We start from the raw sequence: 23,086 nt of genomic DNA on the forward strand, positions 1-23,086 counted from the left end.
TTATTGAATGGTAATGGTTAGTTTAGCTACAGGGTTTAACCAACGGTGAATACTATTGTTTAAATCACTTTTACCACCATCCGCAGCATCATCACCTAGCGTGCCACGGTGTATGTGAATCATGGTATTACTTTCTGTATCGGTAACACCTGTGCCATTTGTACCTGCATCACCACCAGGTGCAGCAGGAATGCCTAAAACACCTAATACACCACCGCCATTTACCAGTTCGTTATTTGCTTCGGTTCCAGCATCATATGCATTTAGATTAATAGTGTAAGTACCCACCTCTGTTGGTATTTTCCAGCTATCTAAACCCACAAAGCCATCGTTTGAAGGTAATATCATTGCTGCCATTGATAAATGTGTATTGGCACTGTCATTCGTTAAATCGTAGGTTGTTGACATACCAGGAGCTAATAAACCTGCTGCTGGATTTTCGCTAATATTGGCATCAGCGTTAGATAATATGCTAACTAACCCTGAAATATCTCCGCCTTCAGCCATCATTTGTAGCTCTGATGTTGCGGCGGAGCCAACCATAAACATGTGATTATCGCTCGCGTGTGCTGCTGTAATCACTGGGGTAAAGTGTAATCCTTGGGTTAAATTAGTGACGGTAATGGACAGATCTTGTGCCGTAACGGTTGAGCTAGCAAAAACTATTACGCTAGCGCTAAGCAGAGTAGTGATGTTTTTAGTGGTTGTTTTCATGACAGTGTATACCTTCTCTTTAATTGTAATTTGTAAACTCAAGAGCAAGTATGCAGGAGAGTTGTTGTGACAAAATCACGAACTTATCACGGTTTAATTACTTAATTATCACGAAACTATCACAGAAGACTTAATATCATACCTGTTAAAGGGAGGAGACCATCACATCAACTTAGATAACGAGCTGCTTAATGATTGCAATATGTTTGTAATGTAGTTGACATTACAACTAATTTATTTATACTTGATTACTCAAATACTACACAATAGAGTCAAATATGTTCAAAGCGTTAGAAAGTGAGTCAGTGGTCAATGTTATTCGTTTGCATAATAATATTCAAAAACGAATGGGCCGTGCATTATCTGTGCATGGTATTGGTTTAACGGAATACCTTGTTTTAAATCAGTTATATAACACAGCAACGCAGAAAATGCAGCGTAGTGATCTTGCTGAGCAAATTGGTTTGAGCCCGTCAGGCGTTACTCGTCTTATAAACCCTATGGAAAAAATTGGGTTAGTTGTAAAAGAAGACAACCCTCGTGATGCCAGAGTTAGTTTGGTAGCGCTGACTTTGACTGGCAAACAAGTATATGAAGAAGCGCAAGTAACATTTTCATATACTTCGGTGGCGCAGTTTGAACCGTTCGAGTCGAACCAATTAAGTTCATTTTCCGAGCTGTTAAAAATTGTTTCGTGAACAGTTTAGACTAAGATTAGGGGTTGATAGGTAGTGTTAAGGTAAAACATGCGCCAGACAATTTTTCACTCTTGCTTGCAGTGATGGTGCCTTGATGCCAGTCAATTACTTTTACACAAATAGCTAAGCCTAAACCAAAATGACCTTGTTCACGTGATCGTTCTGCCTCAAGCTTTACAAATGGTGTAAAAATAATATCAAGCTTATCGTCTGCAATACCTTTTCCGTCGTCTTCAATGGTCAAGGTTACTGCTTTGTCGTTGTATTTTAGGCTCAGTAAAACTTGTGTGTTGGCAAAACCAATAGCATTACTAATTAAATTTATTAATGCGCGATAGCACCAGTGATAATCAAGCGAATAATAAATGTTTGAACTTGTTGAACCTAGTTTAACTGATACTTGTTTTTGGCGTGCTAACATTTCACAGTCAGTGATGGCTGAGTTGATTAGTGTGTTAATGTCTGTGGTTTGTTTTTTTAGATGAAGTACTTGTCGTTCCATTGAAGCATATTCGAGAAATGCACTGGTCATTTCTTCCATATTAGTTAATTCACTATCCATTCGCGCAAGATAATTATTTTTTTTATCAAGAGTATCGCTTTCTATAGCAGCCTCTAAGCCAAAACGAAGGCAAGCAATCGGAGTGCGTATGTCGTGCGATAAGCTACGGGCTAAAATTTTGTTATCGGCTACTAATTTTTCAATTTTACTCGCCATATTATTAAAGCTGTTTTCTAGCATTTTAATATAAGAAAATCGGCTTGGTTTTATTCGTACACTGAGTTGTCCTTCACCAATTTTTGCGGCTGCACTATTCAGTAAAAATAATCGGCGACTTAATGGAAACACCCATAAAATAAGGATACAACAAATGCTTAAGTATAGCGCTAACGTTAATAAAAAGTTGAAGGGGTCGTTTTCATCAACTTCTAATGGAAAATTAAGCTGTAATAAATAACTTGGATGCTGGTCAAGTTTTTTCAATATATATCGGTCATTCTGTGAAGCTAAAAGCAAGTCACCTTTATCTGTAAGCTGTGTTAACAAGGTTTTAGGTAGAGCTATATCCTGACTTAAAATCAAATGACTTTTTATTTGGTATTGATGCTGAAAATTGTTTACTGTATCAGGCAGTTGGCGCTCTTCTTGTTTATTCAATTGTTGTGCTAAACCTTGAGCTAATTGGCGGTATATGTGTGTATTATTGTTTTCTTGTTCATTTTGCTGCCCTGAACCAGCATGTTCTGCTAGTTTATCTAACCCCCACCCGATTAAAAAAAGTGAGCTAAGTACGGTAAAAATAATACTCAAATAAAGTGCACGCATTATTTGTTTTTATCCTGAGTATGGTCAGAACGTGGTAAATCATTATTATTCCAAGCATCAGCAACAAATAAATAGCCTTTCCCCCATACGGTTTTAAATTTTTGAGGTTTTTGAGGATCATCATTAAATAATTTTCGCAAACTAGACAGCATAACGTCGAAGCGTCTGTCTAAACCATCATATTCGCGCTTTTTCAATGCTCTAAAAACAGAGTCTCTATCTACCACACAACCAGCGTGTTCGGCTAAAAAGGTTAGAAAGGAAAATAAACTTGAAGACAATTCTATTTCTTGACCAAAATAAGTGACACGTTTAGCTTCTTGATTAATCGTAAGTTCACCAAAAGTAATGATATTGCTTACAGAGGCTTCATGCTGTTGATTTGATAATTGCCGAGTGATTCTTGCTAATAAAGCTCTTGGTCTAACCGGTTTTATTACATAATCGTCTGCGCCTGCTTCAAGCCCTATTACTTCATCATATTCATCGGCTCTGGCAGTTAACATAATAATAGGTACTTGACAGTGCTGGCGAATCAGACGACACACCTCAACCCCATTTAAACCAGGTAACATGACATCAAGCAGGACTAAATCTATCTTCTGTACTTTAACTTTATCTAGTACAAGATCGCCCCGTGCGAGATGAATAACGGTAAAATTTTGTTCTGTTAGAAATTCACTAACCCAATTGGCTAAACTGATATCGTCTTCAACTAATAATATTGTACTCATACTGTTACCTTTGCAATCATTATTAAAATAAGCGCCAGTGACGTCTTCTTGTTGTGTTTTTATGCAACCAACTCACCACAACTTCGGTTTGTGCAATTAAGCGATCACCTTGCTGAGTACGTAGTTGGTAAATCAGGGTTTCACTTGATTCAAACTCGATATTGGCTTGTCCTTGGCGACTTTTCGCCCAGCATTTTAATTGTTGTTTATGGTCACTCTGTTTTTTATTCACTTGATAAAGACACACTGACTGCGCCAATGTTTTTTGCCATTGTATTTTGATAGTGGCAAAGCAATTTCGTCCTTCACGTAATGTTACGCATTGTTGAGGTTGCATTCTTAATTGACTTTCATCGGTAACCGTTCGGTTTTCTGTTGCGGTTAATAGGGGAATATAAGTCATTAAGGATATATTAAAAAGCAGCACAATTCCTTTGCTGACGCTAGAATACATAAAGTACTCCAACCATTAACTGGGTTAATCGACTTTTATCTACTAAAGGGCTTTTCGTTATTTTGTTATTGTAAAAGCTTTGCGTGATGCTCGTGTTTAAAAACCAGCTTTGAGATAGGGGATATTGTGCGTACACTTCTAACTGTCCTCTAAAACCACCATCAGCTTCGTATAATGAGCGGTGGCTAGTCACCTCACTTTTATCTACCCCAATATAATAATCAACAATATCTTGCTCGTAATAGGTAAGCCCTGTGCCAAGGTAAATGTCCCAGTTGCGATACGGTAATAGATAGCTATAAAAACTATCAATAATCATTCCTTTGGCGTCATCGCTTTCATCATTGCCAATAGCTCGCACGGTAGCAAGGTCGACATAAAATACAGAATTTTCAAAAAAGCGTGAATAACGTAATGCGATACCAGTAGTGCTCTCTCTATCAGTTAGTCCAGCTAAGTGAGGAATGTCTTGTTTCTGATCTTTGATAATTCTGTCAGGCTCATAACCTTGAATATAAGTTTTAAGAATGACATCAAGTTGCCAGTCTTTTTGAACAGTAATTTGATAACCTAATTCACCACCACCTATTATAGTAGAAGAGCGTCTTGAGTTAGTTTGTAAGAAAAAGCCTTTATAGGAAATGTCTAGTAACAGACCTAATTGAAAATAATCCCAAGGTTCGGTTTGTTTTACATCAGTTAATATTGTTTGAGAGTCTACTAGGGAAAGATCAACCATGAACTGCCATTGAAAATCGTCTTTGACAATAGGAGTGTTAGCGCCAGAAGCACTGGTATTATTTTCTTGGCTAGCATTGCTTGTGTTGGCTAGCGTTAAGTAAAAAAGCCCTAAAAGAAAGATGTAAGGCTTTATACTGAGCATATTTGTAGTGTTGAGAAACATAATCTAGCAAGAAAGTGAGTAACAAAGAGGTTGATATGTTACCACACTCTCATAAAATTCTTTTCATTTCATAGCGCTGAAAAGTGTTTAAAAAATGTAAGATAAAGCTAACGTTGTTTGTCAATCCTCACGGTATTATTGGCAAGGTAGATCATTCTGACTTTATCTGTAGGATGAAATACCATTGTTTTATCAAAATCCTGAATTACCATAAACTGCTCGCCAGTCTCTATTTTAATCATTAATTCAACTAAGCGAAGCGTTATTTTTTTAGGCTGCTGATGACGGTTTTGAGCCATTGAACTGCCAATAATAGCACCTAAAATAGTGGTAACATCTTTGCCACTACCGCCACCAAATTGATTGCCAATAACACCCCCAATTAGAGCGCCGCCAAAGGTATGCCAGCCATTTTCACTATCATGTATTAGCTCTTCGTGGTTAATGTTGCGTACAGAAATAACATCACCGAATAGGACTTTTTCAACTGGCACGGCTTTATTTCTATCGTAGTCCGCATAAGCAGTTGTTGTGTTAAAAAATAATACACATAAAGCCAATGACGCCAAAAAAGTCAATATATTTGGGGTTAGCGTTCTCATAATACCTCCAATTTCTTAAGCCCTACCAGCTAATAAATTCTTTGTCTTTAGTTTTACGTATTTCTGTTTCGTCAGCCCATTCAACTAAGCCATTTTTTAAATCTAGTAAGCGCATTGTGAATTTGTAATAGACGTCAGATTTATCTTTATTAGACTTTACAATACTGGCTAAATTTCCATACAACATATATTGTGCGCCAACATGTTGGCCAAAAGCTATGGCTTTATTTGTATCTACCATTCCGCTATTTTGTTGGAATTCTAGCTGCTCTCTTGCTGCGGCTACTCGTCCCATATCAACAAAGCGAAATTTACCTGACCGCAATAATTTGGTTGAAATAGAGTCGGTAATAGATTCGGTGTCTATATGCTCGCTGGTTTTGTTCTTAATACTCTCAACAAATAAAATGGGGCGAGTATTAGCGGTTAAGGTACCAACAACGGGTGATAATAACAAAGAGTCGGTCATTTGATTGGCAACTTTTTGTAAATCAGTTGAGCCAAAGTTAATATTGGTAGTTTCTACTGCGGCAGCATCACCATAACGGATTACCGATTTATTGGTACAGCCGCTTAATGCGACTATAGCGATACTTAAAGTGGTTGCTAAAATGAGTTTTTTCATTGTTTTTTCCTTGTTAATGTATAAGGTCTGTTAAAACTTAAAAAATTTTTCAGGTACTTCGCGAACATAAATACTAAACGTTGTTGCTTTGGTTGATGGTGCTAAACCAAGCACAGTTGCTGCTTGCATACCGTGTAATTCAAGTGGTTGCCAAGGTGTTTTTCCTACTTCAATGGCAAAACCTGCGTTATCAAACCATTGAAATTGGTATTGTAGTTGCAGTGACTTTTTATAACGACTGGTAAGGGTTGCATTTAACTGTAAAAAATCATTGGCAATTCGTGATTTTATATCGCTGATGTAAAGCCTTGAAGCGAGTTTTTTATTGTCTATTTTTAGATGTTCGCTATATTTTTGGCCTGGTGTAATTTGACTGCTACCAATGCCTGAAGTAACAGGAGGGATATTTTTACACGCGCTAATAAAAAAACCTGAAATTAATAATACTAGTAGAATCGAGTGTTTCTTGTTCATAATAAATCTCCTAAATAGCAGCTATTGTTGCCGATAAAATATAGATAGTCGGTCATAAGTTATAAGTTTGATAGTGATTATACGCGCCAATTGCCGTTAGTTTCACTAAGGTGACTTTATTGGGTTTAACAGATACTTTTACTTGTTGGTTTTGACCATTGATTTTCAGCATAAGTTGCTGCTCTCCTATTGGCATAGTTAAGCGTAATACATGAATACTGTCGGGTAAGGTACTCCAGCTACGTGTATCTGCTTTTTCGGTTGCCATATTGTAAATACTGGCAAAAATACTGCCTAGTTCGCCATTATTGCGTGCTAGTTGTTGCCTTAGTTCTTCTTTTGCTAATAAACGCACTATTTGTCTTGTGATTATCTCTGGCAATTTGTCTTTCAATTGTTTAGCTGCTAATGATTGTATACGTACTATTTCTTCCGATTTATAGTGTTGTCCTTGAAAATTTAAACTTAACGGTGAGTATTCTGTTAAGTAATTTTGATAACTTGGTAAGGCTACACTGTAAAAGCGCATGTTACCTTGACGCGTATATATAGGCAGGTTAACAGCTATTTCTTGTTTTGAGGCAACAATGCCATTTTCAACAATAAACATCACTTGTCCTTGCGCTTGTGTTTTAATGTTTTTATTTTCTGTAATCGTCTGTGCTAAATTTGAATTCAATAAAGCAATATCATCACTCATCTTTAAGGTGTTAGCCAAACGCCATACATCTTGTTGCACATAACTATTCTCAGGGTAAATTTCTAGCGCTTTTTTATAATCAATATACGCATCATTTTTTTGGCCTGCCATTTCATACAATAAACCCGACAAATAAAAGGTGAAAGCGTTTTGAAACCCATTTTTAATATTGCCAATTGCATTATTCATTGTTGGAAACTGATTGTTGAAATTATCAATGCTGACACCTTGATCCATCATTTCTTTTTGATACTGATGAATACTGTTGACATTGTTGGCCAAGGCTTGCTCTTGCACTAAGTTAGCCCTACGTACTTCCACTAATGCGCCTGATAAATTATTTTGAGCTAAATAGTTAAGTGCTTGATAACTATGCAATAGACTTTGTTCATATAATTCAACATCATAACGCAGGCTATTGTCATTGCTAATAGCTGCTGTTACATTTTCGACACTTCTACTTAATTCTATTTTTGCTCCTTGTTGAGCTTGTTGTATGAGTTCATACGCTGTTGCGAAATCGTTTTGGCTTTGAGTGGTATCATCCGCCAAAAAAGCCAAACGCGCTTTTTCTAGTAGGTATAAAATGTAGCTATTATCATTTTTATTTCTAGGTTTAATTACGTCAATCGCTTGCTGAAAATTGCCTTGTTGTTGGGCTTGTTTTACCTGATACATTTGCTGATTATAGTTTTGAAATAAGTCATTAAATGCTGTAGTACTACAAGCACTTAATGTCGTAATTGTCAGCAGAATAAAAAAGTATTGAATGATAATTTTTTGCATGCGATTAGCTTATCGTTTTCCTCATAGATGGCAAGTTCCTTTGTCAATAAAAGTGTAAGAAAGTTTCTTGGTAAATATTACGACACGACCTTGTGATTGCCTTTTCTTTATTCATTATACTAAGCTGACATGAATGAATTAAAATGTCATTTTTAAACCTATATATGGAAATATACCAATATCTTCTTCACCGCTAATTTTATAATCAGTTGGACTGTCATTATCTTCTGGCTCATAGTAGTAACCTGAGATGTTTTCTTGCGCCAAAGCATTAATCACGGCAAATGTCCATTGTGCATTATAGCCCCAGTATGTGGTTGTATATTTGGCTTCTAGATCTAAACGGTGATATACGGGCAGCGTTTTTGAATTGACTTCACCATAATTAGCGACATAGTGGTCATCATAATCAGGGTTGTCTCTTAAACCTACTATGGGAGTATATTTAGCGCCACTACGTAAAGTAAAGCGCAGACCAAAATTCCAACGTTCGTTTAATTCATAGTTTGCGATAATATTGGCTACCAATGGGGTATCAAGGTAATAATCGCTCGTTATTTGGGTTAAGTCATCTGTGCGATCGCTTTTTGACCAACTTAATGATGCCCATCCAAACCAGCCATTTTGACGTTCACGTCGTACTAACCACTCAACACCGTAAGCCGAGCCTGATGTGTCGGCAGTGTAATGTAAATCTTCACCTGTTATTGCATTAATTGTGAGTTCATCGGTTGAACGTGGCAAGTCACTCAATGATTTATGGTAAATGTCTACAGAGCTAAACCATAAGTCATTTACATTGTATTCAAACCCTAAAGAATAGTGGGTGGCCTTTGGGGAAGCTATTTTAGGATTACCTAGCTTTTTCAAGGCGGTATCAATATTAGGAAAACGGCTGTAAGTGCCAGCTTTAGCTTTAATGACTAAGTTATCATTCGCTATCCAATTTAGTGTAAATCTTGGGTGAACAAAGCTTTGTTCTGTATAATCATTACGCTCACCGCGAACACCTAAAATTAATTGCCAATTGTTATTAATGTCCCAGGTTTCATCTAAATAAACTGCAAGGTTTTGATAGGAAAGTGAGGTGTTGTCTTGAATGCGTTCACCTTTATGCTCACGACAATCACTATCAAAGTCTGTGCAAAAGTAAGGAATAAGATCAAAACTATATTCTATATTGGTTTTACTGTAATCAATACCAAAGCCTAATTTATGGTCTGTTAACCAAGCTAACTGATAGAAAAAGCGTAAGTTATAGCTTTCTTCATCAACATCAACAAATTGTCCTTGTCCAAATTTCTCTTTGGTTTTATCCATATTGTGACCAGCCACCAAGTGCATCATTTTGTGGTCGTCACCATAATATTGCCACGAGATGTTTTGTTGATCAAAACGTGTGGTAATTGCTAAATCGCCTATGCTGTCAGGATCAATTCGGCCTTGTTCGGAGCTTTCAGAAATATTAACACCACCTGTATCGCTAGCACCTGACGCGCTAAACGTTAGTTTATGTGCATCTCCAATAAGCCATTGATATTTGGCTTGATAATCATCACTAATAGGCGCTTTAAAAATGGTGTAACCTTCATCTTCTTCCCCCTCAGGTAAAAATAAGTGAATTTGACTACGACGGTAAGATAAGTAAAAAGCAGAGTTTTCCGTTGCAGAGCCTTCGACCATAACCCCACTTTTTAGCATACTTAAATCGAGTGTCGTTTCAATATTTTGGTGACGAGGATCTCGGAGTTTAACGTCAAAAACGCCACCTGTTGCGTTACCATATTCGCTGCCAAATGCCGCGGGGTTCAAACTAAAGTCACGAATAAGGTTTTCATTAAAAACACTGTCACCAAACAAGTGAAAAATATAACTCGCCGGTATATCATCAATATAAAAAGCATTATCATCAGGTGACGATCCTCTGACAGCAGGCGAACCTGTGTCACCACCAGCATAAACAATGCCAGGTAAACTATAGACTGCACTAAGCGGATCGCTACCTATACCAGCAACATTTAATAATTGTTCTGTTTCTTCTGCCATTTCACTGTTGGGTTGGTTTCGTCTCCCAAAGACTTGAATAACTTCAGACGATGAATCAGTTTGTTTATTTGCTTGCTCTGTTTGTGCATAGGCGGTGTAAGGTGTGTTATATAAACAGAATATGATTGCACTGCTGAGTGCTTTTAAACAAAATTTGTTATTGGTTTCTTTTGTAACTTTCATAATTATTCCATTGTTTTATTAATCTGCTTGCTTTAACAAGGTTTATCGTAAAGTGACCATATTGTGCGTATTGTTTATGTTCAAATCAGTAACTCAAATGTGCAAAAACTGTCGATATTTGTGAGAAAGTGTAAAAGTTTTTTGTTCTCGCTATGTACGTCATTAACTTTTTTTTGCTGTACGTTAGTTATATATCAGTTAGCCTAAAGTTTTTACCCATAAAGACCATAGGTAATTCAAAGTTATTGATTTAGATGAGAAAACACTAAAGTGTTAGAAATAAATATTGCTAAATTAATAAAAACATTCATACTGAAACTAGGTGATTTTACTGTGTTATGGGGGGCAGATGGCAAGGTTTTTGATATTGTTTTGCATGTTACAAGTGTCTTCAATAAAGGCTGAAAGTTTAACACTAGGCTACTTTGTTTTAGGGCCACATATTTATCATGACGTAAATGGAAATGCTGCTGGTCCCTTACCTGAATTTTTAATGAAACATATTGGTCCTGCAATGGGTCTTGAGTTTAATTTAGTCAATATGCCCTTGGCTAGGGTACTTAAAGGTGTAAAAACAGGACGACTAGCTGGTGCGGCATTACTTGGCTTTACCGAAGCGAGAAACCTAACCTTTGCTTATCCTAGAAATAGCTTTGTATCAATGCAGCCAGTGATAGCTGTTTTAAAGAACCATACTTTAACTAAAGTTGAATTTGTTGATGATATTGCTAATTTATCTATTGGTTATGTAAAGGATGCAATTACTTCTCCCTTTATGCAAAGTGATGGTATTGTTTTCACGGATATATTTGGTAGCAATACATGGGAGCGAAACATTCAAAGGCTCATGAAGGGGCACATTGATGTGGCTTATTCACCTATTGATACGAATATGAGGTATGTTGCTGCTAAGCTTAACGTATTAGATAAAATTAGAATTATGTCATTGCCAGAAGAACCGATGAAATTATATTCTGTATTTTCCAAGCATAAAAAATTTATCAATTCAAATTTTGCGAAAAGATATGATGAGGCCTTTGAGCACATACAGGGAGAAAAATTATATAAAGAAATCTTTTCCCGCTATTACATTACATCTCATCACTGAATGGAAAAGGGGGATTAATGCATGCAAGTTCATATGCTTTATGAAGCTATCTCCCCATAGGTAATAACCGTTAAGCAACTTTACAATCACTGTAAACATGGGTTAACACCCCTAACAAAGTTGTCTTGATGTGATAATGTCAAAACATGATCTCGATCACGTTTAATAATTTTTCTCCGATTAAAGTATTGTGGTTATTAGATTGGTAACGAACTAGAACCACGTTGAAGAGAGAAAAATGTCTTACGAAATGAACTTTGGTAAAGCTTATAATGATCAACTGCCTACTATAGGCGAGACAATGGCAAAGGTTATCAGCTTTTTTGGTGGTAAGCATATTTATGGTGTTGGTGGTGATTTTGCTGCGAACCTTATTGCTGCACTAGATGATAAAATTGATATTTGCCCTTCAAGTAATGAAATGCATGCGGGATTTTCAGCCTGTGCTCAAGCAGAAGTTGATGGTATGGGCTTTTGTTTAACAACCTACATGGTTGGAAGTTTACCCTGCGCGAGTGCTGCCGCTTTGGCAGTAACAGAGAGCTTGCCTGTGGTGTTTATTTCAGGCGCGCCAGCAGAGAGCGAGGTGAATCAGATGGCACTTCACCATACTATTCATCCTAACTCCTCATGGAAAGCAGAATACGATAATGCCTTGAAAGCTTTTTCTGCCTTGGGTTTACGTGTAGAGAGGTTGCAAGGACAGCGACTTGCTGGTCATCCAAACCTTGCGGGTCAACGTTTTTATCAGTTAGTGGCGGAGGCATATAAAAACAAACAGCCCGTATTTATTGAAGTACCACGTGATCAAGTGTTTGCCAAAACCCAACCAATTCAACTACCAAAAGATAGAATGAATATTTGTCGACATGGGAATATGTTGATGGGAAGTGGGCTGATTGTTGACGCTATTGTGAGTAAGCTTAACCAAGCAAAAAAACCACTAATTTATATTGGCGATGGCCTTAAACATAACGATCAACTCAAACAGTTGATTATTCAGTTTACAAGTAAATTTAATATTCCTTATGCAACGTCTTGGTTTGCCAAAGGTTTGTTTGATGAATATGCAGCATTATGCTTGGGTTCATATAATGGGGTATTCACGCAAACAGCAGGCCGTGAGTATATTGATAATGAAGTTGACTATATTATTGATGTAGCAACCAGTATTATTGCACAAGACAGTAATATTGCTTTTGCTACAGGTACACACAAAGTAGAAACGTTTGCTAATAAAACCGTACTCAAAGGGGGCGATAGATTTGAAAAAGATTTAATTGAGGTATTTGAACAGTTATTAACTCGCAATATTAGTTTCTTCGATTATGAAATTGCACAGGAAAACAGTCTGCCAATCCCTTCAGATGATCTTATTGACTTTAACAACCTTGCTGGTGCGTTAAATGAAATTCAAACACAACAAACAATGCCCTTGATATATTTACCTGAAGTAGGCAATTCATATTTTGCCAGTTATAGTTTAAAAGTTAGAGGCTCTGTCTTAGGTCGTTCTTGGTTAACAAATCCTTGGTATGGTGCTATGGGCACCGCATTACCTTATGCGCGTGTGGTAGCTCAACGATTAAAAGAACAGAAATTACAAGAACAACAGGCTAATGAAGTACATAAGCAAGAACGTGCAGTGGTTATTATTGGTGATGGTGGGTTTCATTTTCAGTTGAATGAATTGATTCACTTTTTAAAAGACAAGTCTGACGTCACTATAATTTATATGCGTAATAATATTTTCCATTTAGGCAAAAGCGGTGATGGCAATATTTATCATTGCAATGATGAAGGTTTTAATGTGCATCATTTGGTTTCCGCCTATCAAGGGCAATCAAAAACGTGTTTTACAGTGAGTGATTTTAAAACGTGCTTTCTAGAATTTCAGCAATGCTCAGGTATTTCTTTGATTGAAGTGCTTGCTGATCCTGTTGAATCAAAACAAAGTAATGAAATGCGATTACTTAATTTATATATTAAGGCTAAAAATGGGCAGCCTGATGCCGTTATTAAGTGGCAAAAATTAACAGAATAATTATTTCTATTAAAATAAAAATCCAGCAATTGCTGGATTTTTTTTCAGAAAATACTTTTAACTTAACTTTAATTACTCAACAATATCCATTTCTTCAATTAAGTTTGTTGCACCGTCAACATGTTCCATTACCCAAAGCATGTAGCGAATATCAACGTGAATAGAGCGGTTTAATTTAGGGTCGTAATCCCAATCACCTATAATACTTTCATATACACCATCGAAAACTAAACCGACAAATTCAGCTTTATTATTGAGGGTTGGCGAACCTGAATTACCACCTGTAATATCTAAGGTGCCAAGGAAATTAACAGGTACTGAACCGATTGATTTTTTGACATATTTGCCATAATGTTTGTTAGCAATGAGATCTAATTGCTTTTTAGGTGCATTAAATGGCGAAATTCCTGTGTTCTTAGCGGTAATTCCCTCTAAGGTTGTATACGGTGTAGCGGTTAAGCCGTCTTGAGGTGAATAACCTTTAACATTACCATAAGTAATACGCAATGTACTGTTGGCATCGGCATATACAGGTAAGTTGTTGTCGTTAAAATAAGCAATTAATGCTTGCATATATTTAGGACGATAAGCTTGAATGTTGCCAGCTAACTCCTTGGATTTATCCTCAATTGCTTTACGTTCTTTGAAGGTGTTTACGGCAAATTGTATAAAGGGATCGTTGCTCTTTTCAAAGTCATTAACGTCTTTATCCATCCAAGCTAAACGTTGTTCTTGTGAATTAAGTTTAGTTTTTTTGTACATTTTGCTTAACTGTTTACGTAACTTTTTCTCGCTGAAATTGTCAGGCGTGCTCTTACTTAAACCAAAAAACTTATCAATTGAATTGACACGTTCAGTTTTAGGTAAGGCAACATAATGAGTAAGCATAGCAACAATGATTTCTTGATCTATATTAGCATCATAGCGACGGTCAACGGCTTTCATATTTTGCTCAAAACGAGCGATGTCGCGATCTTGATAGCCACTTTCTCGTTCAAGGTTTGGTTTTTGTTTTTCTACAGCTAATCGGTGCAATTGATTGGCAGTAGATAACATTTTACTATAGCGTAGATAACCTAAAATTAAATCACGTGCCTGTTGGCTATTGTTCATTTTAAGTAATTTGTTTAACCCCGTTAATGGGTCACCATATTTGGCTTTACGTTGGGAGTCGCTGTTTAACCATGTTATTAAATTAGCTTCTAAGACTTCCTTACGGCTTTGAAAACTTCCTTTGTTATAGCTATGGATCATAGATCCATAATTTTTAGCGTAATTAGCTAAACCTGCAAGGGTACTTTCATATTTAATGCGTGCTTCACTACCTTCTTCTGAATGTTGATAAATAAGGTTAATGATTTCTTCTCTATAAGCTTTTGCTTGAGGATATACCCAAGTAAATTGATTCTCAACTTCATAGTTGGTTCTATAGCGATTTGTTCTGCCTGGGTAGCCTAGTACCATGATGTAGTCATCTTCATCTACACCGTTTTTATTGACCTTTAAATGGTGTTTAGGTTGATAGGGAACGTTATCATCACTGTAATCGGCAGGTTGACCATCTTTATTGACATAGGCGCGGTAAAATCCGTAATCACCTGTATGTCGTGGCCACATCCAATTATCAATATCTCCGCCGTATTTACCAATACTACTTGCTGGCGCATGCACTAAGCGAACGTCACGAATCGTCAATTGTTTGAATAAATAGTACTCTAAGCCACCATGAAAATTAACAACGCTACAGCGATACCTATCATCATTTTCACACTCAGCGACGAGAGTCTTAGAGTTTTTGTCAATCACTTTATAACGATCAGTTCCTGACATTTTTTCTGTTAATCCAGTGTTCACTAAGTCAGTTACTTCGTTTATTTCTTCTGTAACATAAATGCGACTGCCTGGTGTTGCAGGTAATTCTTCTTTAAATGATTTGGCTAGAAAACCATTTTTAAGTAAATTGTTGTCTGCAGTAGAGTTGTATTGCACAGAACCATAAACACAATGGTGATTAGTGGCTACTAACCCCTGATCTGAAACAAATGAGGCAGTACAACCACCTAAACTAACGATTGCCCCCATCGGAAAACCAGTTAAATCAGTTAAGTCATTTGGATTTAATGCTAAACCTGCTTTGGTTAATTGTTTAGTAATAGTTGGCAATTGATTGGGTTGCCACATACCTTCATCAGCTAATGCAGTATTAGCTGTTAAAGTGAAGCTTATGGCGATTAATGATAAAGCAACTTTGTTCATAATAAGAAATCTCAATTGTTATTGTCATGTTATATTTGTGTTAACGTCAACAGTTTGCTTTAGTCTATTTATACAGTCAAGCAAGCTATGCTAATTAGGTTTTTTTAGTGTAGAATAGCGGCATTATTATTGTACTTAAATTGAGTACTTATACATTTCACTTGTATTGTGAGACAGCATTAAAATGACCACACTTAGAAAACAAAATGAATCAAATTTGGTGCATGCTTTTAAGCGATTATTAAAAGGGCAGTGTTATGGTTCGCAAGGGCAGCTTGCACAAGCGCTGTCGGCTCAAGGCTTTGAAAATATGTCGCAAGCTAAAATATCTCGTTTGTTATCTAAGTTAGGGGCAGTTAAAACTCGCAACGCTAATAATGAAATGATTTATATTTTGCCAGATGAATTAGCCGTACCAAAGTCAAAACATTCAATAGAGTCAGTGGTATTAAGTGTTAAACATAACGGTATGCAAATTATACTTAAAACGGGGATTGGTGGGGCACCGTTGATTTCTAGAATGCTTGACAGTATGGGGGATTCAGCGGGAATTTTAGGTACATTAGCAGGTGATGATACTATTTTTATTGCGCCCGTATCGGCTGATCGTATTGAAGAAATAACACAGTCTATTCGAGAATTGTTAGGGGTGAAAGCTAGCCAGTAAATGCCTAGTCAGTAAACAGGGTATAATATAATTGACCACGTGTGGCTTGGTACTTGTTTCGGTAGAGTTTTCTATTTTATTATTACAGGTCAAGGTATTTATTAGTGCATTGGGTAAAATGTTGGAATCTAAGCAAACAACTTAATGAGTTGATTGTACGCTAATTTTTAACAGGATTTTTACCATGACCTCAATCCCTGAATTTATGACTAATAAACACCGTGAGTGTGATGATTTTTTTACTGAAGCAGAAGCTGCGGTTGCAAAAGGTGACTGGTCATTGGCTTCAAGTAAGTGGCAATGCTTTACTGATGAGTTAGCCAAACATTTTAGCCAAGAAGAAGACGTACTATTTCCTAAATTTGAACAGGAAACAGGGATGACTTCAGGTCCAACTCAAGTTATGCGAATGGAACATCAACAAATGCGAGCATTAGTGGAAGATTTAACTAATGCTTTGGCTGCCAATGGAAAAGATGACTATTTAGGATTGAGTGAAACACTGATGGTGATGATGCAACAGCATAATATGAAAGAAGAAATGATGCTTTATCCTATGATGGCTCAAAACTTGGCCGATGGAGAGCAACTTATTGAACAATTTCAAGCCAGTTGATATAACGTAAGTGATTAAGCAAAGTTTACAATTTATTACTGTAGATGTCAGTGAGTTAGCACCACCTGAACCAATGACTGTGATTTTGAAACAGTTATCAGTATTGACCGTGCAACAATGTTTGTTGGTTAAACATAGAAAACAACCTTTTCCGCTGTATGAAAAGCTAGCTGATGCAGGCTTTTCATATTATTGTGTAGTACACACTCAAGACGCTATAACCTTGTATATTTATCATCAAATTGCAGAACCATTATTTAATCAATTGTTAGCACAAAACTGTTTAGAGAAAGATGACTATTGATGAATCTTCATGGCTTATCCTTTAACGCATTACCCCCTATTGAACTACCTTTTCGTTTTTTTCTCACTGCACCACTGTTTGTTATTGCTTGTGCATTATTAATACTTGTTTCGGGAGAAACATTATTTTTAAGTCGATGGCAGCCAAGTATGCTGGCGCTTACTCATGGATTTACTCTAGGTTTTATCACTATGGTGATGATGGGAGCATTATTACAATTATTGCCAGTTATTGGCGGTGTTGGTATTGCAAAACCTAGGCAAATCACCTTGATTTGTCATACTGCTTTAGTATTGGGTACTTTGTGTTTAATCATAAATTTTATCTGGCCAAGCACAACACTAACGGTGGTTACATTATTGTTATTGGTGTTGGGGGTAGGTGTTTATATTACTTCTGTTGCGTTAGTCTTATTGAAAAAACTAAGCCAAGGTGGCTCTATTCTTGGTTTTCGTTTCGCTATTATTGCGCTATTGATTGTTGCTTTATTGGGCGTGTTCATGCTTAATTTGTCGCTGCCTACCGCGATAGAACTGTCTAGTTTGAGTTCAAATTTTGCAGGAAAATCCATTACCAATACTCATGCTATTTTAGGATTAGTGGGGTGGGGGAGTTTGATGATAATGTCGGTCAGCTTTCAGGTTATTCCTATGTTTCATGTTGCTCCTAGTTTTCCTAAATTCATTAGTGGTTATTTACCAACTGTATTATTTGTGTTTTTGGTTCTATTTGTTTTTCAACCGTCAATGATTTTCATCGCTATTATGTTGATTCACGGTGTATTTTCAATAAGTTTATTGTTTATTATGTCAAAACGAAAACGCAAAATATCTGACAATACTATTCGTTATTGGCAATTGGCTGCAATTTCATTAATCGTTTTAAATCTTTTTTATTTTTTTCCTGAAGCCTATTTACCAGAAAAAGTTGTTCAGAATAAGGTCGTTTTGATAGCAGTTGTTTTTATTTATTTTTATCTTGTTGCCGTTATTCAAGGGATGCTGTTAAAAATATTACCCTTTTTAAGTTATACCCACTTACAGCAGCAATGCCTAACCAATTTCTCTGCCATGCAATTTCTTCCTCATATGCATGAGTTTTTAGACAAAAAACATGGGCAGTGGCTCTTTTATTTGCACGTTGTAACAGGAGTGGTGTTACTAATAACTATTATGTTTCCTAGTGTGTATTGGTTGCTTTCTTTGTTACTTATTATTGAGTTTTCTTGGCTGTTAATGTTGATGGTTAAAACGAGACGTTTGTATTTTTCAATATTAGATAAAATTAATTCTTCGACGAATGAATAGTTTGCAAGTTATTCACTGATTTACACAGTAAAAGGCTTTATTTTTGCTACACTAAGTATTGAGACTGATAGGCTAATTGAAGTGGTATCCTTATGGAATACGAATTTATACATGATGCAACAACAGGTGAGGCAAAAGCACGTTTTTCTCTTGAACATGAAGTCATGGGGCCATGGCTTGAGGTTGAGCTTGGTAATAACAGTGTTAAATTGACCGAGTTATTAACTGCGATAGATAGTGTTGATAAAGGTCAGCAAAATGAAGTTGTTATTCCTGGGCATGAATATTCTGTAGTTATAAGTCGAGATGATGTTGAAATACTAACCAATGCAAGCTTAACTAGTGTTGAGCCTTTGTCTGAAATGTTAACAACAGATCACATTCATTATGATGAAAATGAATGTACGGCTTGTGGTCTTGAGGATTTCAGAATATTACTACTTTCATGGGCTCGGTTTATTAATAATTAATAATAAACTTTAATATCAATAGTTTTTTAAATTATAATGACGCAGTAATTTGATTAATAATGTCGTTGAGATCTTCTTTTTTTATAGCTAAAACAGACAGTGCTTGTTCTTCAATATATGCCCAATCAGGAGAAGGCGCTTCTAGGTACTTTAATGAAATAATATGTTCTGCTAGTTTTAATATGGAAAACAAATCTTGCTCTAGCGAACCATCAAGTTTATTTAAATAATCTCTTTCATGATGTTGCAATATTATTTGGCAAACATCTTTAGGCAAACGCCATGAACTTGCAACATAATAACCGACAATAGCATGGTTTGCATGGTAGTGTTGTTCTTCTAACTCTATTAATGATAAATCAGGGGTTAGTCTTAGTTGGTCAATAACGTCTTGGTAATTGCTATACTTCATTGCCATTACTGGAATACCACAACCATGAAATAAGCCTAGACTAGATAGCATATCCATTGCAATATTTTGCTTAAATTGTTTACCAATAGCAATAACCGCGTTTGACACATCGGTTGTTACAGCCCAAAATAGTTCAAGGTCAATACTGCAAGTTTTAGGATCAAAACTTTTTTTGATCAGGCTTCCTGTTACCAACATCACTACACCATAAAGGCCAATGTAATTTACAGACATTTTAATGTCGGTTATGGTTCTGTCTAAGCCATATAAAGGTGAGTTGACTGCTTTTAATATGGCAGCACTAACGGCAATATCTTTACTAATGCAATCGGCAATAGCATTAATATCAGGGTATGGCTCAGCCATTAACTTTAATAGGTCTAACAGCAGTTTAGGTTGCGCTGGAACTGCAAAACCTTTGCTAATATCGTTTAAAACATTTTCATCAACAACAAGCATAAAAAGTATCACTTAATAAACAGAATGGCTAAATCATAAAACATCTTAATGATAATTACTTAATATAATTAAAACTATTTGCTAAAATAATTTTAATTATATTGTATACGAGAATAATTAGTAATGAAAAATTGCGCTATTTTAACCATGAATAACTTGTCTGATTTTGAATGTTATGATCATTTACTTGATGAACCATTAGCGCAATTAGGTTGGAAAACACAACTTGTATCGTGGCATCGTGAAAAGGTAAATTGGCAACAATTTGATGCTGTAATTATTCGAAGCCCTTGGGATTATCAAGACGATGCTAATGCGTTTCTTTCTGTGCTGAAAGAAATTGACGATTCAGGTGCAAGATTGCAAAACTCGTTGACATCAGTACGTTGGAACATCGATAAAATATACTTAAAGTCGCTTGCTGAACAAGCTGTAGATATTGTACCTACCTTATGGCATAAAAATTTTTCAAGTAACAAAATTAATGAATTTTTTGACTATTTTAAATGCCAACAATTGGTTATTAAGCCAAGAATAAGTGCTAATGCTGATAACACCTTTTGGTTGAGAAAAGACACAGCTGAGCAGTTTTCTAGTCAGTTAGAGGCCGTATTTTCAACAACTGAATTTATGGTTCAACCATTTATAAGCAGTGTTATTGATGAAGGCGAGTTTTCATTGTTTTACTTTGATGGTGGCTATAGTCATGCAATTTTGAAAACCCCTAAACAAGGTGACTTTAGGGTACAAGAAGAGCATGGTGGGCGTTTACAAACGATTACACCTGCAAAAGACTTATTAGCACAAGCCGAGGCTACCTTGTCTGCTATTACCCGTTTAACAGGAGAAATGCCTTTGTATGCTCGCCTTGATTTTGTTCGTTTTAATAATGAAGCAATGTTTGAAGACAGTCGTGAAACGTTTGCTTTAATGGAAGCTGAACTGATCGAGCCTTCGTTATATTTTAATATGGATGAGAAAGCAGCACGGCGTTTTGCAACGGCTTTTGTTCAGCGTATGAATACTTAGGTTAGAGATCATCGAGTAACATAAATCATTACGGTGAAAAAAAGTATAATGATAGCATTAAATATTAAAATATAAATGAACCCTTTTATTCCTTCTTTTACGCTATAGCCATGATTATTAAGGTACCACCACCAAACAGAGCACATAAGAATGGGAAGTAAAAAGAAAAGTTTGATCATAGTATTGTCCTGTGTAGGTGAAAGTCTATTCTCGCTCATTTTCAGGCGAAGGTGTATTCGCGTTTGTATTTGTTGTGGCATCATGCCAAGGAGCCACTTTAAATAACATTAGCATACCCGGAATAGCTAACCCCGTGCATAAAAAGTAAAATTGTGTCCAACCTATTTGTTCAACAATAAAGCCTGTAGTAGCATTTGCAAATGTTCTAGGTAATACCGCTAATGCTGTAAAAAGTGCTATTTGTGTTGCGGCAAATGCAGGGTTTGTTGTTCTTGCTATAAAAGCAGTAAAAGCAGCCGTACCTAAACCCACACCTAAATATTCAAACCCCATTGCCATGGCTAAAGCAACGTTATTATGGCCAATTTCAGCAAGCGCAGCAAAACCAAGAATACTGGCAATTTGCACAAAGCCAAACAGCCATAGCGCCCTGTTTATACTTAGCTTAATCATTACAATACCACCAACAATAATGCCAATAGTCATGGCGACTAAAGATGCTGTTTTTGCAATGACGCCTATTTCCGTTTTACTAAACCCCATATCAATAAAAAAGGGAGTTTGTAGGGCCGTAGCCATGTTATCTCCCAACTTATAGAGTATTAAAAAAGCAAGAGTGTAACAGGCCGATTTTAAGCCATTACTTTGAACAAAATCTTTAAAGGGGAGTATAACAGCTTCTCTTAATGACTTAGGAGCATGCTGCTCAGTATCTAGCTCTTTTATAAACAATGTTAATAAAACCCCACATATCATAAAGGCAGCTACTACCATAAAGACAGATTGCCAACTAATGTGGTCAGCAAGAATAAAAGCTAACGATCCTGGTACCAAACCCGACAAACGGTATGCTTGTACGTGTATCGAATTACCAAGCCCAAGTTCATTGTCAGGTAGTAATTCACGCCTATAGGCGTCTAATACAATGTCTTGACTAGCACTAAAAAAAGCAACAGCTGCGGCTAAGTAAGCAACAGACCAAATATTTGCAACAGGGTTAACCCAGCCAAAAGCCGCAATTGAAAAAAGTAGTAATACTTGAGTGGCTAGCATCCAGCTACGTCTTCTACCTAACCCACCCAACGAATATCTGTCCATCAAAGGAGACCATATGAATTTCCAAACATAAGGTATGCCAATTAATGAAAACAAGCCAATTTCTGCCAAGCTGACCCCTTGATCACGCAGCCAACCAGGCACCAATTGGTAAAGAACAAATAAGGGTAAGCCCGAGCTAAAACCTGTAAAAATACAAATTAGCATGCGCTTGTTCAAAATGGCTTGTTTAAACGAAGGTGTTGACATTAATTATTACGGTACGTATACCTGTTTCATCAAATTTTGTCCATTAATTGGACAATAATAGAATTACGTTGGTATTAAATGATTTAATAAGCTTATCAGAGAGTTGAGCTAAGCAGAAGTCTATTTATTAGTTTTGAATATAACGCACCAGCCAGTTTAAGGAATGGGACGCCAACCTATACAATCAATAGGGTAACTTCCAACACCGTTGAAAAAATCAAGGCATGTGGTCATCTCACTTTTAAAAAACAAATCGTTCTTTAATGCTTGAGCACCATGTAAACTGACCTCATGAATTAAATGCCAAAAAACACGTTCTTGGGCACTACTGGGGGTTTCATCCATCACTTTCAGTAAAGTCCATTCGCTCATAGTATCTGAAATAAAACTATCTAATTCAGTGTAATGAAGTGTTTCGTCAATAACCGCGTTAACATAAGCTGCCATCTGTACTACTTTATTATCGATAAACTGCTCAACTACCATGCAGGCTCCCCGTCAGCCTCCTTGCCTTTAAATAATGTAATGAAAAATAAATTGATACGTTTAGAGTGATTTTGTACTTGTGTGCTTAATCAACTTTATTATTTATGTAAAAAATTACAAGCCTTAATGATTAACGCATACTACGTATACTATAGGTATCGTTGATAAATACCTTTTTGTCAAAATAATAACCACA

At 36.3% G+C, this 23,086-nt stretch carries 23 protein-coding genes; 9 read left to right on the plus strand and 14 right to left on the minus strand.

The features are described 5' to 3' along the window. The gene (locus ACE1OF_RS03975) at window positions 1-714 is read right to left on the minus strand and encodes a spondin domain-containing protein (RefSeq protein ID WP_448892940.1); all 714 of its coding nucleotides are present in this window, start codon (window positions 712-714) and stop codon (window positions 1-3) included. 278 nt (window positions 715-992) lie between these two features. Between ACE1OF_RS03975 and ACE1OF_RS03980 the strand changes: the two genes are divergently transcribed. Then, window positions 993-1,412, plus strand: a complete 420-nt coding sequence (locus ACE1OF_RS03980; RefSeq protein WP_448892941.1) for a MarR family winged helix-turn-helix transcriptional regulator — start codon at window positions 993-995, stop codon at window positions 1,410-1,412. 16 nt (window positions 1,413-1,428) lie between these two features. On the opposite strand, the gene ACE1OF_RS03985 is transcribed toward ACE1OF_RS03980, so the two are convergent. The 9 genes from ACE1OF_RS03985 to ACE1OF_RS04025 form a co-directional block, all read right to left on the minus strand. After that, the gene (locus tag ACE1OF_RS03985; RefSeq protein ID WP_448892942.1) at window positions 1,429-2,739 is read right to left on the minus strand and encodes a sensor histidine kinase; all 1,311 of its coding nucleotides are present in this window, start codon (window positions 2,737-2,739) and stop codon (window positions 1,429-1,431) included. Continuing rightward, a complete protein-coding gene (locus ACE1OF_RS03990; protein WP_448892943.1) occupies window positions 2,739-3,473 on the minus strand; it encodes a response regulator in 735 nt (244 codons plus the stop codon). Before ACE1OF_RS03990 ends, ACE1OF_RS03985 begins: the two co-directional genes overlap by 1 nt. Window positions 3,474-3,495: 22 nt before the next feature. Further along, window positions 3,496-3,927, minus strand: coding sequence for a DUF3019 domain-containing protein (locus ACE1OF_RS03995; protein ID WP_448892944.1), 432 nt, complete (start codon window positions 3,925-3,927; stop codon window positions 3,496-3,498). Beyond that, window positions 3,917-4,810, minus strand: a complete 894-nt coding sequence (locus ACE1OF_RS04000; protein WP_448892945.1) for a MipA/OmpV family protein — start codon at window positions 4,808-4,810, stop codon at window positions 3,917-3,919. The genes ACE1OF_RS03995 and ACE1OF_RS04000 overlap by 11 nt, the downstream gene beginning before the upstream one ends. A gap of 128 nt (window positions 4,811-4,938) precedes the next feature. Further along, window positions 4,939-5,433, minus strand: coding sequence for a glycine zipper 2TM domain-containing protein (locus ACE1OF_RS04005; RefSeq protein WP_448892946.1), 495 nt, complete (start codon window positions 5,431-5,433; stop codon window positions 4,939-4,941). Between the two features lie 22 nt (window positions 5,434-5,455). After that, window positions 5,456-6,058, minus strand: coding sequence for a penicillin-binding protein activator LpoB (lpoB, locus tag ACE1OF_RS04010; protein WP_448892947.1), 603 nt, complete (start codon window positions 6,056-6,058; stop codon window positions 5,456-5,458). 30 nt (window positions 6,059-6,088) lie between these two features. Next, the gene (locus ACE1OF_RS04015) at window positions 6,089-6,532 is read right to left on the minus strand and encodes a YcfL family protein (protein WP_448892948.1); all 444 of its coding nucleotides are present in this window, start codon (window positions 6,530-6,532) and stop codon (window positions 6,089-6,091) included. Between the two features lie 52 nt (window positions 6,533-6,584). Then, complete coding sequence (locus ACE1OF_RS04020) at window positions 6,585-8,018, minus strand: COG3014 family protein (RefSeq protein ID WP_448892949.1); 1,434 nt, start codon at window positions 8,016-8,018, stop codon at window positions 6,585-6,587. Between the two features lie 138 nt (window positions 8,019-8,156). Further along, window positions 8,157-10,247, minus strand: coding sequence for a TonB-dependent receptor (locus tag ACE1OF_RS04025; RefSeq protein ID WP_448892950.1), 2,091 nt, complete (start codon window positions 10,245-10,247; stop codon window positions 8,157-8,159). Window positions 10,248-10,596: 349 nt separating this feature from the next. On the opposite strand from ACE1OF_RS04025, the gene ACE1OF_RS04030 reads away from it, so the two are divergent. Beyond that, window positions 10,597-11,355 (plus strand): substrate-binding periplasmic protein, encoded by a 759-nt coding sequence (locus ACE1OF_RS04030; protein ID WP_448892951.1) that lies wholly within the window; start codon window positions 10,597-10,599, stop codon window positions 11,353-11,355. A 238-nt stretch (window positions 11,356-11,593) separates the two neighbouring features. Continuing rightward, on the plus strand, window positions 11,594-13,399 hold the full coding sequence (locus tag ACE1OF_RS04035) for a thiamine pyrophosphate-dependent enzyme (protein ID WP_448892952.1): 1,806 nt from the start codon (window positions 11,594-11,596) through the stop codon (window positions 13,397-13,399). A 72-nt stretch (window positions 13,400-13,471) separates the two neighbouring features. On the opposite strand, the gene ACE1OF_RS04040 is transcribed toward ACE1OF_RS04035, so the two are convergent. Next, window positions 13,472-15,655 (minus strand): S46 family peptidase, encoded by a 2,184-nt coding sequence (locus ACE1OF_RS04040; protein ID WP_448892953.1) that lies wholly within the window; start codon window positions 15,653-15,655, stop codon window positions 13,472-13,474. Window positions 15,656-15,839: 184 nt separating this feature from the next. Here ACE1OF_RS04040 and argR point away from each other — a divergent pair, with 184 nt between their 5' ends. The 5 genes from argR (at window position 15,840) to ACE1OF_RS04065 (ending at window position 19,019) form a co-directional block, all read left to right on the plus strand. Beyond that, the gene (gene argR, locus ACE1OF_RS04045) at window positions 15,840-16,322 is read left to right on the plus strand and encodes a transcriptional regulator ArgR (protein ID WP_448892954.1); all 483 of its coding nucleotides are present in this window, start codon (window positions 15,840-15,842) and stop codon (window positions 16,320-16,322) included. A 184-nt stretch (window positions 16,323-16,506) separates the two neighbouring features. Next, a complete protein-coding gene (locus ACE1OF_RS04050) occupies window positions 16,507-16,938 on the plus strand; it encodes a hemerythrin domain-containing protein (protein WP_448892955.1) in 432 nt (143 codons plus the stop codon). A gap of 10 nt (window positions 16,939-16,948) precedes the next feature. Beyond that, window positions 16,949-17,242, plus strand: a complete 294-nt coding sequence (locus ACE1OF_RS04055; RefSeq protein ID WP_448892956.1) for a DUF2249 domain-containing protein — start codon at window positions 16,949-16,951, stop codon at window positions 17,240-17,242. After that, window positions 17,239-18,549 (plus strand): hypothetical protein, encoded by a 1,311-nt coding sequence (locus ACE1OF_RS04060; protein ID WP_448892957.1) that lies wholly within the window; start codon window positions 17,239-17,241, stop codon window positions 18,547-18,549. The genes ACE1OF_RS04055 and ACE1OF_RS04060 overlap by 4 nt, the downstream gene beginning before the upstream one ends. 92 nt (window positions 18,550-18,641) lie before the next feature. Further along, window positions 18,642-19,019, plus strand: a complete 378-nt coding sequence (locus ACE1OF_RS04065) for a UPF0231 family protein (protein ID WP_448892958.1) — start codon at window positions 18,642-18,644, stop codon at window positions 19,017-19,019. Between the two features lie 31 nt (window positions 19,020-19,050). Here the strand turns inward: ACE1OF_RS04065 and ACE1OF_RS04070 are convergent, their stop codons facing one another. After that, window positions 19,051-19,890, minus strand: a complete 840-nt coding sequence (locus tag ACE1OF_RS04070; protein ID WP_448892959.1) for an HDOD domain-containing protein — start codon at window positions 19,888-19,890, stop codon at window positions 19,051-19,053. Window positions 19,891-20,013: 123 nt separating this feature from the next. Between ACE1OF_RS04070 and ACE1OF_RS04075 the strand changes: the two genes are divergently transcribed. Next, entirely contained in the window at window positions 20,014-20,919 is a 906-nt protein-coding gene (locus tag ACE1OF_RS04075; protein WP_448892960.1) for an ATP-grasp domain-containing protein, read from the plus strand. Between the two features lie 204 nt (window positions 20,920-21,123). Here ACE1OF_RS04075 and ACE1OF_RS04080 read toward each other — a convergent pair whose 3' ends face one another. Further along, a complete protein-coding gene (locus ACE1OF_RS04080) occupies window positions 21,124-22,404 on the minus strand; it encodes an AmpG family muropeptide MFS transporter (RefSeq protein WP_448892961.1) in 1,281 nt (426 codons plus the stop codon). 156 nt (window positions 22,405-22,560) lie between these two features. Then, on the minus strand, window positions 22,561-22,890 hold the full coding sequence (locus ACE1OF_RS04085) for a hypothetical protein (protein WP_448892962.1): 330 nt from the start codon (window positions 22,888-22,890) through the stop codon (window positions 22,561-22,563). Window positions 22,891-23,086 lie beyond the last annotated feature (196 nt).

The organism is Colwellia sp. E150_009, from assembly GCF_053543955.1.

Coding starts and splice junctions, on each gene's coding strand:
- ACE1OF_RS04020 (WP_448892949.1), bottom strand. CDS start 8,018: ATGCAAAAAATTATCATTCAATACTTTTTTATTCTGCTGACAATTACG.
- ACE1OF_RS04040 (WP_448892953.1), bottom strand. CDS start 15,655: ATGAACAAAGTTGCTTTATCATTAATCGCCATAAGCTTCACTTTAACA.
- ACE1OF_RS03995 (WP_448892944.1), bottom strand. CDS start 3,927: ATGTATTCTAGCGTCAGCAAAGGAATTGTGCTGCTTTTTAATATATCC.
- ACE1OF_RS04005 (WP_448892946.1), bottom strand. CDS start 5,433: ATGAGAACGCTAACCCCAAATATATTGACTTTTTTGGCGTCATTGGCT.
- ACE1OF_RS04050 (WP_448892955.1), top strand. CDS start 16,507: ATGACCTCAATCCCTGAATTTATGACTAATAAACACCGTGAGTGTGAT.
- argR (WP_448892954.1), top strand. CDS start 15,840: ATGACCACACTTAGAAAACAAAATGAATCAAATTTGGTGCATGCTTTT.
- ACE1OF_RS04025 (WP_448892950.1), bottom strand. CDS start 10,247: ATGAAAGTTACAAAAGAAACCAATAACAAATTTTGTTTAAAAGCACTC.
- ACE1OF_RS03990 (WP_448892943.1), bottom strand. CDS start 3,473: ATGAGTACAATATTATTAGTTGAAGACGATATCAGTTTAGCCAATTGG.
- lpoB (WP_448892947.1), bottom strand. CDS start 6,058: ATGAAAAAACTCATTTTAGCAACCACTTTAAGTATCGCTATAGTCGCA.
- ACE1OF_RS04065 (WP_448892958.1), top strand. CDS start 18,642: ATGGAATACGAATTTATACATGATGCAACAACAGGTGAGGCAAAAGCA.
- ACE1OF_RS03975 (WP_448892940.1), bottom strand. CDS start 714: ATGAAAACAACCACTAAAAACATCACTACTCTGCTTAGCGCTAGCGTA.
- ACE1OF_RS04075 (WP_448892960.1), top strand. CDS start 20,014: ATGAAAAATTGCGCTATTTTAACCATGAATAACTTGTCTGATTTTGAA.
- ACE1OF_RS04000 (WP_448892945.1), bottom strand. CDS start 4,810: ATGCTCAGTATAAAGCCTTACATCTTTCTTTTAGGGCTTTTTTACTTA.
- ACE1OF_RS04085 (WP_448892962.1), bottom strand. CDS start 22,890: ATGGTAGTTGAGCAGTTTATCGATAATAAAGTAGTACAGATGGCAGCT.
- ACE1OF_RS04015 (WP_448892948.1), bottom strand. CDS start 6,532: ATGAACAAGAAACACTCGATTCTACTAGTATTATTAATTTCAGGTTTT.
- ACE1OF_RS04070 (WP_448892959.1), bottom strand. CDS start 19,890: ATGCTTGTTGTTGATGAAAATGTTTTAAACGATATTAGCAAAGGTTTT.
- ACE1OF_RS03985 (WP_448892942.1), bottom strand. CDS start 2,739: ATGCGTGCACTTTATTTGAGTATTATTTTTACCGTACTTAGCTCACTT.
- ACE1OF_RS04080 (WP_448892961.1), bottom strand. CDS start 22,404: ATGTCAACACCTTCGTTTAAACAAGCCATTTTGAACAAGCGCATGCTA.
- ACE1OF_RS04030 (WP_448892951.1), top strand. CDS start 10,597: ATGGCAAGGTTTTTGATATTGTTTTGCATGTTACAAGTGTCTTCAATA.
- ACE1OF_RS04035 (WP_448892952.1), top strand. CDS start 11,594: ATGTCTTACGAAATGAACTTTGGTAAAGCTTATAATGATCAACTGCCT.
- ACE1OF_RS03980 (WP_448892941.1), top strand. CDS start 993: ATGTTCAAAGCGTTAGAAAGTGAGTCAGTGGTCAATGTTATTCGTTTG.